11 protein-coding genes and 1 pseudogene are annotated in these 13,340 nt (G+C 66.7%); 5 read left to right on the forward strand and 7 right to left on the reverse strand.

The window, feature by feature from the left end:
- Positions 1 to 26: 26 nt before the first annotated feature.
- From AC6RIC_RS15570 to AC6RIC_RS15585, 4 genes and pseudogenes are all read right to left on the reverse strand, one after another.
- Positions 27 to 575: pseudogene (locus AC6RIC_RS15570) on the reverse strand (GNAT family N-acetyltransferase).
- Positions 576 to 692: 117 nt separating this feature from the next.
- A complete protein-coding gene (locus tag AC6RIC_RS15575) occupies positions 693 to 1,103 on the reverse strand; it encodes a hypothetical protein (RefSeq protein ID WP_499733009.1) in 411 nt (136 codons plus the stop codon).
- Positions 1,100 to 1,552 (reverse strand): DNA polymerase III subunit chi, encoded by a 453-nt coding sequence (locus AC6RIC_RS15580; RefSeq protein ID WP_499733010.1) that lies wholly within the window; start codon positions 1,550 to 1,552, stop codon positions 1,100 to 1,102. Before AC6RIC_RS15580 ends, AC6RIC_RS15575 begins: the two co-directional genes overlap by 4 nt.
- Before the next feature lie 49 nt (positions 1,553 to 1,601).
- The gene (locus tag AC6RIC_RS15585) at positions 1,602 to 3,095 is read right to left on the reverse strand and encodes a leucyl aminopeptidase (RefSeq protein WP_499733011.1); all 1,494 of its coding nucleotides are present in this window, start codon (positions 3,093 to 3,095) and stop codon (positions 1,602 to 1,604) included.
- A 155-nt stretch (positions 3,096 to 3,250) separates the two neighbouring features.
- On the opposite strand from AC6RIC_RS15585, the gene lptF reads away from it, so the two are divergent.
- The 5 genes from lptF to rsmA are packed head-to-tail and all read left to right on the forward strand — an operon-like array spanning position 3,251 to position 10,062.
- Complete coding sequence (lptF, locus tag AC6RIC_RS15590; protein ID WP_499733012.1) at positions 3,251 to 4,444, forward strand: LPS export ABC transporter permease LptF; 1,194 nt, start codon at positions 3,251 to 3,253, stop codon at positions 4,442 to 4,444.
- On the forward strand, positions 4,444 to 5,535 hold the full coding sequence (lptG, locus tag AC6RIC_RS15595) for an LPS export ABC transporter permease LptG (RefSeq protein ID WP_454657116.1): 1,092 nt from the start codon (positions 4,444 to 4,446) through the stop codon (positions 5,533 to 5,535). Before lptF ends, lptG begins: the two co-directional genes overlap by 1 nt.
- A gap of 49 nt (positions 5,536 to 5,584) precedes the next feature.
- Positions 5,585 to 8,137: an LPS-assembly protein LptD gene (locus tag AC6RIC_RS15600; protein WP_499733013.1), complete on the forward strand. Its 2,553-nt coding sequence runs from the start codon at positions 5,585 to 5,587 to the stop codon at positions 8,135 to 8,137.
- Between the two features lie 57 nt (positions 8,138 to 8,194).
- Positions 8,195 to 9,217: a 4-hydroxythreonine-4-phosphate dehydrogenase PdxA gene (gene pdxA, locus AC6RIC_RS15605; protein ID WP_499733014.1), complete on the forward strand. Its 1,023-nt coding sequence runs from the start codon at positions 8,195 to 8,197 to the stop codon at positions 9,215 to 9,217.
- Positions 9,214 to 10,062, forward strand: a complete 849-nt coding sequence (gene rsmA / locus AC6RIC_RS15610; protein ID WP_499733015.1) for a 16S rRNA (adenine(1518)-N(6)/adenine(1519)-N(6))-dimethyltransferase RsmA — start codon at positions 9,214 to 9,216, stop codon at positions 10,060 to 10,062. Before pdxA ends, rsmA begins: the two co-directional genes overlap by 4 nt.
- 159 nt (positions 10,063 to 10,221) lie before the next feature.
- Here rsmA and gmk read toward each other — a convergent pair whose 3' ends face one another.
- The 3 genes from gmk to mltG form a co-directional block, all read right to left on the reverse strand.
- The gene (gene gmk, locus AC6RIC_RS15615; RefSeq protein ID WP_454657120.1) at positions 10,222 to 10,866 is read right to left on the reverse strand and encodes a guanylate kinase; all 645 of its coding nucleotides are present in this window, start codon (positions 10,864 to 10,866) and stop codon (positions 10,222 to 10,224) included.
- A 5-nt stretch (positions 10,867 to 10,871) separates the two neighbouring features.
- Complete coding sequence (locus AC6RIC_RS15620) at positions 10,872 to 11,753, reverse strand: YicC/YloC family endoribonuclease (RefSeq protein ID WP_499733016.1); 882 nt, start codon at positions 11,751 to 11,753, stop codon at positions 10,872 to 10,874.
- A 110-nt stretch (positions 11,754 to 11,863) separates the two neighbouring features.
- On the reverse strand, positions 11,864 to 13,096 hold the full coding sequence (gene mltG, locus AC6RIC_RS15625; RefSeq protein WP_499733017.1) for an endolytic transglycosylase MltG: 1,233 nt from the start codon (positions 13,094 to 13,096) through the stop codon (positions 11,864 to 11,866).
- Positions 13,097 to 13,340 lie beyond the last annotated feature (244 nt).

The raw sequence follows: 13,340 nt of genomic DNA on the forward strand, positions 1-13,340 counted from the left end.
CGACGAGCTGGCGCGAGCGCCATCGCTCAGACGCCGAGCAGCGGCGCTGACAGCAGGTAACGCTGCTGTTGGATGTCCTGCCCCCGTGAGCGCGATTCGACGCGAACGATGTCGAGCGGCTGAAATCCGAGCTTGAGGAGGATGTTCCCGGATGCCGCGTTCTCGGCAGCGTGCCCGGATCGGAGGCCCCGCAGCCGGACCTTCTCGAAAGCAAAATCCACGACCGCCTGTGCTGCCTCACGGGCGTAGCCGCGTCCCCAGGACGCCTGTTCGAACCAATACCCCAGTTCGCCTTCCTGCCCGGAGATTTCGTCGACATCGACGACGCCGATGAAGCGCCCCTCCAGCTAGACAGCGAACCGATAGGCTTCACCGGCCCCCCATTCGCGCCCATGGTCCGCGAACCAGGCCTCGATGCGCTCTCGATCCGGAGGGAACGCGGCCATGCGCAGCATTCGCGTCACGTCCCAGTCAGACTGAATTTCGAAGGCGCGTTCCACGTCGGAGACGCTCGTCGGGCGCAAAACGAGGCGCTCGGTCATCATCCGACAAGGAGGTATAGGGGCCATGCTCATCCACCGCGGCCGATGACAAAGCCAATATCACAGAGCCGGGCCCAGTCGATGCTCACATGACCGAAGTGGCTGTCAGCGGACCTCTTCCACTCCAGAGGCCGCCCGCAGCCTTTCAACTCACCCCTGCCCGGGCTTCACGATCCGGGTCAGGCGGTTGTCGGTGAAGAGGTAGATCTCGCGGCCGCCGGGCTCGGAATAGAGCACCTGGACCTCGCGCTGGCCCTTGCCGCTCTCGCCGACCAGCACGTCGGTCGGGCGCCCGCCCTTCAGCTTGACCAGTTCGCATTCGGTGATGCCGGGCGCGATCTCCTTCGGCAGCGGCCGGGTCGAGGGATCGAGCGAAACACCGACGCTGCACTCGCCCTCCGGGGTCAGCACCGGCTCCTGCGTCGAGATGCCGGCACTGGCCGAGGCGGTCTTCGTCGTGGTGACGCCGCCTCTGGTTTCGGACTGGAAGGCGAAGCCGCCCATGTCGACCGAGCAGCCGGCAAGGGCCGCGGTGCAGAGCAACAGAACAGGCAGTCTCACGCTTTCTTCTCCCAACGGCCGGCGTCGTCCTGCTGCCAGTAGCTGGCGGCATGGCCCGAGGCCCTGGCCTTCTTCCAATCCTCGCGAGCCGCGGCAAGCGCCTCGGGATCGTCGCCATCGAATATCAGGACGACGCGCTCGTAGTCCTGCATTGCGTCGGGAATGCGGACCCCGTCGGCGCAGATCCGGACCTGGGCGGCATTCGGATTATGCGCCTGGGTGGTCAGCACGACAGGATTGCTGGCCGCATCCGCCTCCAGCGCCGTGACATGCGGCAGGAAGCTCTCATCCGCATAGGTCCAGAGGTGGTCGTCGAGCACGCTCATCCGCTCCTGGCCGCCGACCTCGACGACGACTTTCTGGCCGCGCGACAAGGCGCGGTCGAGGATCGTCGGCAGGACCTGCTCCAACGGGCGGGACTGCAGATGGAAGAACAGGATCTCGGCCATTGAAACCCTTATCCTCTAACGGGTTACCAGCATTACCGCAGGAATCGAATCAATCCTCGTAGTGGTCGGCGACCAGCCGGTCGAGCAGGCGCACGCCCCAACCCGGCCCCCAGGAGCGGTTGATCTCCGAATTCGCCGCGGCCATTCCGGTTCCCGCGATGTCGAGATGCGCCCAGGGCGTGTCGTTGACATGGCGCTGCAGGAACTGCGCCGCGGTGATCGAGCCGCCATAGCGGCCGGCCGAGTTCTTCATGTCGGCGAATTTCGAGTCGATCAGCTTGTCGTAGGCCTTGCCGAGCGGCATGCGCCAGACCGTCTCGCCGGTGGCGAGGCCGGCTGCCGTCAGGCGCTCCGAGAGCTCGTCATTATTGCTGAACAGCCCGGCATTCTCCTGCGCCAGGGCAACGAGGATCGCGCCGGTCAGGGTCGCCAGGTTGATCATGAAGCGCGGCGAGAAGCGCTCCTGTGTGTACCAGAGCACATCCGCCAGCACGAGGCGGCCCTCGGCGTCGGTGTTGATGATCTCGATGGTCTGGCCGGAGAGCGAGGTCACGATATCGCCGGGGCGCTGGGCGTTGCCGTCAGGCATGTTCTCGACGAGGCCGATCACGCCGATGGCGTTGACCTTGGCCTTGCGGCCGGCGAGCGCCTGCATCAGGCCGACGACGCAGGCCGCTCCCGCCATGTCGCCCTTCATGTCCTCCATACCGGCGCCGGGCTTCAGCGAGATGCCGCCGGTGTCGAAGGTCACGCCCTTGCCGACGAAGGCGACGGGCTGCTCGTCCTTCTTCGCGCCGTTCCAGCGCATGATGGCGACGCGGCTTTCCCGACGCGAGCCCTGGCCGACGCCGAGCAGCGCGCGCATGCCGATCTTCTTCAGCGCCTTCTCATCGAGGATCTCGATCTCGACGCCGAGCTTTTCGAGCTTGGCGGCGCGGTCGGCGAATTCCTCGGGGTAGAGCACGTTCGGTGGCTCGTTCACGAGGTCGCGAGCCTGGATGACGCCGGCGGCGATGGCGTCAGCCGTCTTGACCGCCTTCTTGACCGCGGACGGGTCGAGCGCGCGCAGCGTGACCGTCAGCGGCTCGGCTTCATCCTTATCCTTGCTCTTGGTCTTGTAGCGATCGAAGGCATAGGCGCGCAGCCTGAGACCGAGTGCGATGTCGGCGGCCTGCTTCGCCGCGATCGCGCCCTCGGGCAGAGCGAGAACAATGTCGGCACTGCGGCCGGCCCCGAGGCGGCCGGCGATGGCGCCGCCCAGCTTGACGAAATCGAGCTTGGCGCGCTCGTCCTCAGGCCCGATTCCGACGACGATCAGGCGCTCGTAGGAGGCCCCCTCCGGCGAAGGCAATGTCAGCCCCGCCAGCGCCTTGCCCTTGAAACGTTCGGCAGCGGCAGCCCGCGTCAGCAGCGGCTGGGCGCCCTCGCCGGTCCATTGCAGCGCCGCGCCGGGCACCGCGAGCGCATCCGAAACGAGGATCACGAGATCCTGCCCCTCGACGGCATCCAGGGCTTTGATCTCGAGCTTCAGGCGCTGCGACATGATCCGCTCACAATCTTGCGAAAATGACAGGGGAAGGACACTAGACGGCAGACGACAAACGATTCCCGTTTGCGCCCTCGCCGCGCCTATACCATAGGGTGTGTCCGACGAACCACCTCGGAGGGCTCAAGGCTCTCCAGCTCCGGAACCGACGCGTGCTTCTCAACCGCCTCGATCGCTACATCCTGAAGATCGCGGCGGTCGCGGCGATCGTGCTCCTGCTCGGCCTGACCGGCGTGATCTGGGTCACGCAGGCGCTGCGCGAGGTCGATCTCATCACCGGCAAGGGCCAGACGGTCCTGATCTTCCTGACCGTGACGCTGCTTTCGCTGCCGGCGCTGATCGCCGGCATCGCGCCGGTCGCGCTGTTCATGGCGACGCTCTACACGCTCAACAGGCTCAACGGCGATTCCGAGCTGATCGTGATGAATGCCGCGGGCGTCGCACCGCAGCGGATCACGCGCCCCTTCATCGTGCTGACGATCGCGACCTCGCTGGTCGTCGCCTGGATGACGATCTCGGTGATGCCGGCGAGCTTCCGCATGCTGCGCGACCTGATCACGCTGATCCGTGCCGATTTCGTCGCCAATGTCGTCAAGGAAGGCCAGTTCGTCTCGCTCGATTCCGGCGTGACCTTCCACTACCGCGAAAAGGCCGGCGACGCGCTGGTCGGCATCTTCATGCAGGATCGCCGCGACCCGTCGCAGCCCTCGATCTATCTCGCCGAGCGCGGCCGGACGGTGGAAGCCGAGGGCCAGAGCTTCCTCATGCTGGAGAAGGGCACGATCCAGCGCGAGACCAAGAACACCAGCACGACCTCGATCATCTCCTTCGAGCGCTATGCCCTGAACCTCTCGGCGCTGACCGGCGATTCCAGCGGCGGCCCCGGCGAGGGCGACGGCGACAAGGTGATCTACAAGCCGCGCGAGCGCTCGACCTGGGAGCTCCTCCGGCAGGACACGAACGAGGCCTATTACAAGATCCAGGAAGGCCGTTTCCGGGCTGAACTGCACAACCGGCTGTCGTCCCCGCTCTATCCGTTCGCCTTCATGCTGATTGCGTTCGCCGCCATCGGCGAGGCGCGCACCACCCGCCAGGGCCGGGCGCTGGCGATCCAGTCGGCGGTCATGATCGTCGGCGCAACCCGCATCGCGGCCTATGCCGCCTGGACCGCGAGCGTGCGCTCGCCCTTTGCCGCCGCGCTGCTCTACATCCTGCCGATCATGGCCATCGTCCTGGCGACGGGCTTCATCTTCTACGGCGCGCGGATCCAGCCGATGCTGGCCCGCCTCCTTGCCCCCCTCACAACGCCGCTGGTCAACCTCGCGGCCCGTTTCCGGCGCGCCTGATGCTGCTGCTCACGACCTTCGGCCGCTATCTGACGAAGCGCTTCGCGCGCGCCATCGTCGGCGTCTTCGGCACCTTCTTCTTCCTGATCGGGACGCTCGATTTCGTCGAGCTGATGCGCCGCGCCGGCGATTCCCCGATCGCGACAACGCCGCGAATCGTGCAGCTTGCCCTGTTCCGGGCCCCGGCCGTGGCCGAGCAGATCTTCCCTTTCGCCGCGCTGTTCGGCGGCATGTTCGCATTGCTGACGCTGAGCCGGAAGCTCGAGCTCGTCGTCGCCCGCTCCGTCGGCGTCTCGGCCTGGCAGTTCCTCCAACCCGCCGCCACCGTCGCCGGCGTGATCGGGCTCGTCTCGATCATGATCTACAACCCCGTCGCCGCCGAGCTGAAGCGCAAGGCCACGGCTCTCGAAACACGCCTGTTCGTGCGTTCGGGCGGCAAATCCGGCCTGCCCAAGGAAATCTGGCTGAGGCAGCGCAGCGTCGACGGCCAGGCGATCATCCGCGCCGCCGGCGCCCTGCCCGACGAGGACGGCCTGTCCCAGGTCGCCTTCTTCATCTTCAATCCCGACGGCAGCTTCAAGGAGCGAATCGACGCCCGGCAGGCCGTGCTGCGCCCGGGGCACTGGGAGTTGAGCGACGCGCGCTCCACCTCCGCCACGGAAGAGCCACAGAGCTATAAGAGCTACGTGCTCGCAACGACGCTGGAGCCTGAACAGATGCGCCAGAGCTTCACCCCACCTGACGCGGTGGGCTTCTGGTCCATGCCTGCGGTGATCGAGCGGACGCAGCGCGCCGGGCTCGACACGACGCCCTATGAGCTGCGCTACCAATCGCTCATGGCGCGCCCGCTGCTGCTGATCGCGATGGTGCTGGTGGCAGCATCCGTTTCTTTAAGATTTTTCAGATTTGGTGGTGTGACCAAACTGGTGATAGGTGGCGTCGCCGCGGGGTTCGTGCTCTATGTGGCGACACAACTGTCGGAGGAACTCGGATCGTCGGGAATCGTCAATCCGATCGTCGCGGCGTGGTTGCCTGCAGCATTGGGGGCAATGCTGGGAGCACTCGCCCTCCTCCATCAGGAAGATGGGTGAAACGTACTGTGCCTATGGTTAATTTCGAGTTTACGAGATGGGTCCAGGAGTGAACCGGCTAGCGCACTTCGCTGCGGCGACGGCTCTCGCCTCCAGCCTGGCCTATCTGCTGGCCGGGCCGGCCCACGCCCAGAATCGGGCGGCCGGTGCGCAGCCCAAGCCTGCGACCGCCGCTGCGGCCAAGCCGCAGGACCGGATGGTCGTGGATGCGCGCGAACTCGTCTACGACAACGACAAGAAGACGGTCGCGGCCGTCGGCGACGTCCAGATCCTGTACCAGGGCCGGACGATCGAGGCCGATCGCGTCATCTACGACCAGGGCAACAAGCGCGTCACCGCCATCGGCAATGCCCGGATCACCGAATCCAACGGCACGGTCATCACCGGCGACAAGTTCAACCTGACCGACGATTTCCGCGACGGCTTCATCGACTCGCTGCGCGTCGTGAACCCGGACAAGACCCGTTTCTCGGCACCGCGCGCCGAACGCACCGACGGCGAAACCTTCGTCTTCGAAAAGGGCATCTACACGGCCTGCGAGCCCTGCAAGGACAACCCGGAGCGGCCGCCGCTCTGGCAGGTCCGCGCTGCGCGGATCATCCACAAGAAGTCCGAGCAGACCATCTATTACGAGGATGCCCGGGTCGAATTCGCCGGCATTCCGATGGCCTATATCCCCTATATGTCGGGCCCGGATTCGACGGTGAAGCGCAAGTCCGGCTTCCTGTCGCCGAAATTCATCAACACCTCGGCGCTCGGCTATGGCGTCGGCCTGCCCTATTTCCTCAATCTGGCACCGAATTACGACCTGACGTTCACGCCGACCTATTTCAGCCGCCAGGGCTTCCTGGGGCAGACGGAATGGCGGCACCGCCTGATGAACGGGTCCTATACGATCCGGGCCTCGGGCATCTTCCAACAGGACAAGAACGCCTTCCTGCCGAGCCCGCTCGGCCCGCGCGACAAGGAGTTCCGCGGCTCGGTGGAGACGAACGGCAAGTTCTTCATCAACCCGCGCTGGACGGTGGGCTGGAACGCCTCGATGTCGACGGATCGCTGGTTCTACAAGAACTACCGCATTCGCAACGAGAGCCTCAGCACCACCACCTATCTGCAGGAAGCGATCTCGACCGCCTATCTGAACGGCCAGAGCGAGAGCGCCTGGTTCGACCTGCGCGGCTACTACTTCCAGCCGTTGAACTACCAGGACTGGCAGAAGCAGCAGCCCGTCGTGCTGCCGGTGCTGGACTACGACAAGCGCGTCCACAAGCCGTCCTTCCTGGGTGGCGAGCTCTCGTTCACCGCCAACGTCACGAGCCTGACGCGCGATACAGCTGCCTTCACGCAGCTGCCGCAGCAGAAGAATTACCTGATCACGACGCCGAGCTATTCGCTCTATGACGGCTGCGCCGTTTACGACAAGAATCACTGCCTGGTGCGCGGGCTGGCCGGCAATGTCTCCCGGGCCACGGCACAGGTTGCCTGGCGGCGCAACTTCATCGACCCGCTCGGCCAGATGTGGACGCCCTACGCCTCGGTGCGGGCCGATATCTTCTCGGTCAACCCCGACACCACCGGGCTGATCAACTCGCGCGTCGCGACCATCGCCGACACCTCGGACGAGGTCTTCGGCCGGGTCATGCCGGCGATCGGGCTGATGTACCGCTACCCGTTCGTCGCCAAGACCGGCTGGGGCACCCATATCATCGAGCCGGTCGCCCAGGTGGTTGCCCGCCCGAACGAGACGAACAGCCTGCGCGTCGCCAACGAGGATGCGCAGAGCCTCGTCTTCGACGCCAACAACCTGTTCGAATGGAGCGGCAAGTTCTCCGGCTTCGACCGCGTCGAAGGCGGGACGCGCGCGAATGTCGGCGCGCTCTATACCGGCCGTTTCGGCAAGGAGGCGTTCGCCAACCTGCTCATCGGCCAGTCCTTCCAGCTCGGCGGACGCAATTCCTTCGCCAGCGGCGACATGCTCAATACCGGCCTGAATTCCGGCCTCGAAACCCGCAACTCCGACTATGTCGCCCGCGCCCAGCTCTCGCCGTTCAAGGGCTTCTTCCTGACCGGCGCGACCCGCCTCAACGCGACGACCTTCGAGGCCCAGCGGATCGACGCCGCCGCGACCTATGCCAACAGCATCATCACCGCCTCGGTCGGTTATGGCCGCTACGAGCCGCAGCCCGATCTCGGCATCTCGCGGCGCCGCGAGGGTCTGTCGCTCAACGGCTCGCTGCGCGTGGCCGAGAACTGGCGCCTGCGCGCCGGCGTGCTGTTCGACCTCGACAAGTACAAGTACGACCGCGAACGCTACCGGGATGCCTACGCATCCTATCTGGCGGCTCCGGCCGTGGCCGCGGTGCCGATCTACCCGAATACGGGTCCGTTCCAGACCGCGTCGACTTCGTTCGGCCTCAACTATACCGACGAGTGCACGGTCTTCGACATCAGCTATTCGCAGAGCTATGCCGATCGTCAGGCCGGATCGACGAAAGACACGCGTACAGTCATGTTCCGCCTCGAACTGCGCACGCTTGGCGAGATCAGCTATTCGCAGAACCTCAGCTCGAGCTCGTCGAGCGACGGTGTCAGCTCGAACTAGTCGCAGCGCCGGCCCGGATCAGCGGGTCGGCCCTCCCTTCAGGCCGCGGAGTTCGTCTTGCCGGCAACGCCGCTCGCATTGACACAAGGAGATCCGGCCGGGATCGGGCCGGAGCTGACGCTGCGTGCCTGGCTTGAACGTCACGAGCGCGCGCTTCCTGCTTTCGCCTGCATCGCCGACCCCGACCATCTCGCCGCTGTCGCCGGCCGGCTCGGCTGGAGCGTGCCGCTCCGCCTCTGCGACTGGGGCGATGCCGGCGCCGCCTTTGCCGAGATGCTGCCCGTCATCCCGCTCGCTTCCGGGGCAGGCAGGGCCATTCTGGGCAAGCCCGATCCGGCGACGGCCGGCGGCACGATCGACTCGATCGACCGGGCGGTCGCGGCCGTCCGTGCCGGCGAGGCCGCCGCCGTCGTGACCAATCCAATCGCAAAATCAGTGCTTTACCAAGCCGGCTTCAAGCATCCCGGCCATACCGAATACCTCGCGCATCTCGCGGCTCAGGGTGGCATCGCGCCGCGCCCGGTGATGATGCTCTGGTGCGAGGAACTCGCCGTCGTCCCGGTGACGATCCACGAACCCTTACGCCGGGTGCCCGAGCTGCTGACCACGGCGCTCATCGTCGAAACCGGCCGGATCGTCGCGGCGGAATTGCGCAGCCGCTTCGGTGTCGCCCAGCCGCGATTGGCGATCAGCGGGCTCAATCCGCATGCCGGCGAGAACGGCACGATGGGTCACGAGGACGAGGCGATCGTCGCGCCGGCCATCGCCCAGCTGCAGGCCGAAGGTATCGACGCACGCGGCCCTTACCCCGCCGACACGATGTTTCATGCGCGGGCGCGCGCCGGCTACGATGCGGCGCTGGCGATGTATCACGACCAGGCCCTGATCCCGATCAAGACGATCGCCTTCGACGAGGGCGTCAATGTCACGCTGGGCCTGCCTTTCATCCGGACCTCGCCGGACCATGGCACGGCCTTCGACATCGCAGGCCAGGGCATCGCGCGACCGGACAGCCTCTGCGCCGCGCTGAAACTCGCCGCCCGGATGGCCGAACGCAATCTCGCGGACACCGCTTCATGAGTCAGATCGACGACCTGCCGCCACTGCGCGACGTGGTGGAGCGCCATGGGCTGATGGCGCAGAAGGCGCTCGGCCAGAATTTCCTGTTCGACCTCAACCTGACGAGCCGCATCGCCCGTTCGGCCGGGCCACTCGAAGGCCAGACGGTGGTCGAGATCGGTCCCGGCCCCGGCGGGCTGACACGGGCGCTGCTGGCCAATGGCGCGGGCCGCGTCATCGCGATCGAACGCGACCGACGCTGCCTGCCGGCGCTTGCCGAGATCGCGGCGCATTATCCGGGGCGGCTGGAGGTCATCGACGGCGATGCGCTGGCGGTCGACCTGACGCCCCATCTCGGCGGCGGGCGGGCGCGGATCGTCGCCAACCTGCCCTATAATATCGGCACGCCGCTGCTGGTCGGCTGGCTCAGCCTCGAGCCTTGGCCGTCCTGGTGGGATTCGCTGACCCTGATGTTCCAGCGCGAGGTCGCCGAGCGCATCGTCGCGACGCCGGACGAGCGGGCCGATTACGGCCGGCTCGCGGTGCTGTCGAACTGGCGCTGCGAAACGAAGATCCTGTTCGACGTGCCGCGCAGCGCCTTCGTGCCGCCGCCGAAGATCACCTCGTCGATCGTCCAGCTCATACCGCGTGCGCAGCCGGAGCCCTGCGACCGGCGCCTGCTGGAGCGGGTGACGCTCGCGGCCTTCGGACAGCGTCGCAAGATGCTGCGGCAGAGCCTGAAGGCCGTGCTGCCGGACCCGACGCCGATCATCGAAGCCGCGGGCCTCGCCGAGACGGCGCGAGCCGAGGAGATCCCGGTCTCGGGATTCGTCAGGCTGGCGAACGCGCTGGCCGCGCAGCGCTAGGTACATCCTCGTCATTCCGGGGCTTCGCTTAGCGAAGAACCCGGAACCCACGACTGGGCGAGTGTTGGCGATCATGCGGCTGAAAGGGCTCACCCAGTCGTGGGTTCCGGGTTCGGCCTCCGGCCGCCCCGGAATGACAGGGGTTGTGGCGCCCGCTGATCAGGGCAGTTGTTCGGTCAGGAGCTGGTCGACGAAATCGGTGAGGCCGACGGCGCGGCTGCGCTTCAGGCGCTCGGCCGTCAGGATCGCCTTGATCTGCTCATAGGCCGTTTGAAGATCGTGGTTGACGATGACGTAGTCGTACTGGCTCCAGCGCGCGATCTCGTCGCGAGCATTGGCGAGGCGCTTGACGATGACCTCTTCGGCATCCTCGGCGCGGCGGATCAGGCGTGAACGAAGTTCCGCCATCGAGGGCGGCAGGATGAAGATGGTGACCACGTCGGCCCGCGCCTTCTTCACGATCTGCTGGGTGCCCTGCCAGTCGATGTCGAACAGCACGTCGCGCCCCGCCGCCAGCGAAGCCTCGACCTCCTTCCGCGGCGTGCCGTAGCCGTTGCCATGGACCTCGGCCCACTCCAGCAGGTCGTTGTGCTGCCGCATGGTGTCGAAGGCCGTGCGGTCGATGAAGCGATAATGCACGCCCTCGATTTCCGACGGACGCTTGGCGCGGGTCGTCACCGAGATCGAGAGGTCGAGATTGTTCTCGCTCTTGAGATTGCGGGTGAGCGTCGTCTTGCCGGCGCCCGAGGGCGAGGACAGGATCAGCATGAGGCCGCGGCGGGCCGGATGAAGGGTATCGGCCATCGGGCTCACTCTACGTTCTGAACCTGCTCGCGCATCTGGTCGACGACCGTGCGCAGCTCGAGCCCGATACGCGACAGGCCGGGATCGTTGGCCTTGGCGCAAAGCGTCGAAGCCTCGCGGCCGAATTCCTGCGCGAGGAAATCGAGCTTGCGGCCGATCGGGCCGCCCTTGGACAGGAGCTCGCGCAGAGCCACGACATGAGCCTGCAGGCGGTCGATCTCCTCGCGGATATCGGCGCGCACCGCGATCAGCGCAGCCTCCTGGTGAAGGCGCTGGGGCTCGAAGCCGTTATTCGCTCCCAGAAGCGTCTCGACCTGCGCCGCGATCCGGGCGCGGATCGCCTCGCTGCTGCGGGCGGGGTGATGCTCCGCTTCGCCGGCGAGCCGGGCGATGGTTTCGAGATGGCCGAGGACAATCGTTTCAAGCGCGCGTCCTTCGGCGGCCCGCGCATCCTTCAAGGCGTCGGTGACGGCCTCGAGACCGGCCAGAGCCGGCGCCTCGACCGCGCTCAGCGCATCCTGCGCCTCGTCGGCATAGTCGACGACGCCGCGGATGCCGAGCAGCCCGTCATAGGATGGCGGGTTGATCCCGGCAGCGGGCGGCAGCCTCTCCACGGCCTCAAGCAGCGCAGCGAGAACCGCCTCGTTGACGCGCGGGCGCGGCGGGCCGGCATCGCTGGTGACGGCGAGATTGACGTGAAGCGTTCCGCGCGAGAAGGCGCCACCCAGCCGCTTGCGGGCCGCCTCGGCGAGGACCTCGAAACCGGGTGGAACACGGACGCGCAGATCGAGCCCACGCCCGTTGACGCTGCGGATCTCCCAGGCCCAGCCGTGGACTCCGGCCGTTCCTGCCGCACGGGCAAACCCCGTCATGCTTTCGATGGCCATTGCCCCTGCCGCCTTCGTGTAAGATCGGGCGGGACCGTAGTGGCGCGCATCCGCGACAGCAAGCGGCCCGCTGCCGGAAAATGGGGATTGAGAGCCTTCCGGCCGGCAGATCAGGGCTTGAGCTGCGGAACCTGCTTCGGCGAGTTCAAGTCGAAGCTCTTGTTGAGCAGCGGGTCCCGTGTCGTGCCTTCCGAAGCGTCGAAGGCGCGGGCGCGCGTGCCCGCCACCGTTCCGACCGGCTGGGCGACCGGAACGCCGGCGGAGCCGGCATTGTCGGCCGCTGGCTGCGTCGTGGCGGGCGCCTCGGTGCGATTGTCGGGGCCGGCCGGGGGCTCGACCTTGTCGACGCTGTCCGCCGGCGGCTTGCCGCCCTGCTGCTGCGAACGCGTCGTCTCGATCTGGCGCCAGCGCCCGACATTGCGGTTGTGCTGCTCGAGGGTCTCGGCGAAGGCGTGGCCACCGCTGCCGTCGGCAACGAAGTAGAGGTCTTTGGTCCGCGAGTGATTGACGACAGCTTCCATGGCGGCGCGGCCGGGATTGGCGATCGGGCCCGGCGGCAGGCCGTTGATCACATAGGTGTTATAGGGTGTCGCCTGGGTGATCTCGCTGCGCATGATCGACCGGCCGAGCGTGCCCTTGCCGCCGACGAGGCCGTAGACGATCGTCGGGTCGGATTGCAGCCGCATCTTCTGGTTCAGGCGGTTGATGAAGACGCCGGCGACACGCGGGCGCTCGTCGGCGCGACCGGTCTCCTTCTCGACGATCGAGGCGAGGATGACCAGTTCCTCGGTCGTCTTGATCGGCAGGCCGGCGGGAATGCGGATATTCCTGAGAACCGCGACCTGGCTGCGCGCCATCACGTCGAGGATGCCCTTCCGGGAGAAGCCGCGCGGAAAGCGATAGGTGTCGGGCAGGATCGAGCCTTCCTTGGGCACTTCCGCGATATCGCCGGTCAGAAGCTCGTTGTTCCGCAGCCGCTCGACGATCTGCTCGCTCGTCAGCCCCTCGGGGATGGTGATCGAATACTCGACCGACTTGCCGCTGGAAATGACACCGAGGATCTCCTGCGGGCTGACGCGCGCCTTGAACAGGTACTCGCCCGCCTTCAGCTTGTGCCAGTCGCCGCTGACGATGGCCGCGATGCGGAAGCTCAGCGGATGCTCGATCAGGCCTTCGCGCTGCAGCAGCTCCGTGATCTCGGTGAGCCCGCTTTCCTTGGGGATGATGAGGGTGCGGTCGCTGGCGAGCGGCCCCGGCGCCTTGCTCTGGTTCGAGACGATCGCGATGCCGGCACCCACCACGCCGGCGCCGACGAGCGCGACCGTGAACAGACCACTCAGCATGGACAGGAAAGGGCTGCGCCGACGGCGACGGACCTTCGGCGGCGGCGCCGGCGGCGCTACGGGCTTGAGGGCCTCGCTCGGACTCTTCGGGGCGACGCGGGGCGTATCATTCACGATCAAGACGCTCGCAGCACGGGGTAGATGATCTCGGCACGGTGCAACCTGACCGCGCCTGCCGGAGTGGGCAGGCGACCGCACCGAAGCCGGACGGTCGCATTAGAGCCGGTTTCCTCGCGGCTGTGAA

The organism is Allobosea sp. TBD101 (assembly GCF_059817965.1).

What these genes read in the sequence shown, in the direction of transcription:
- AC6RIC_RS15580 (WP_499733010.1), bottom strand. Translation starts at nt 1,552, where the DNA reads ATGGCCGAGATCCTGTTCTTCCATCTGCAGTCCCGCCCGTTGGAGCAG.
- AC6RIC_RS15585 (WP_499733011.1), bottom strand. Translation starts at nt 3,095, where the DNA reads ATGTCGCAGCGCCTGAAGCTCGAGATCAAAGCCCTGGATGCCGTCGAG.
- lptG (WP_454657116.1), top strand. Translation starts at nt 4,444, where the DNA reads ATGCTGCTGCTCACGACCTTCGGCCGCTATCTGACGAAGCGCTTCGCG.
- rsmA (WP_499733015.1), top strand. Translation starts at nt 9,214, where the DNA reads ATGAGTCAGATCGACGACCTGCCGCCACTGCGCGACGTGGTGGAGCGC.
- gmk (WP_454657120.1), bottom strand. Translation starts at nt 10,866, where the DNA reads ATGGCCGATACCCTTCATCCGGCCCGCCGCGGCCTCATGCTGATCCTG.
- AC6RIC_RS15620 (WP_499733016.1), bottom strand. Translation starts at nt 11,753, where the DNA reads ATGGCCATCGAAAGCATGACGGGGTTTGCCCGTGCGGCAGGAACGGCC.
- mltG (WP_499733017.1), bottom strand. Translation starts at nt 13,096, where the DNA reads ATGCTGAGTGGTCTGTTCACGGTCGCGCTCGTCGGCGCCGGCGTGGTG.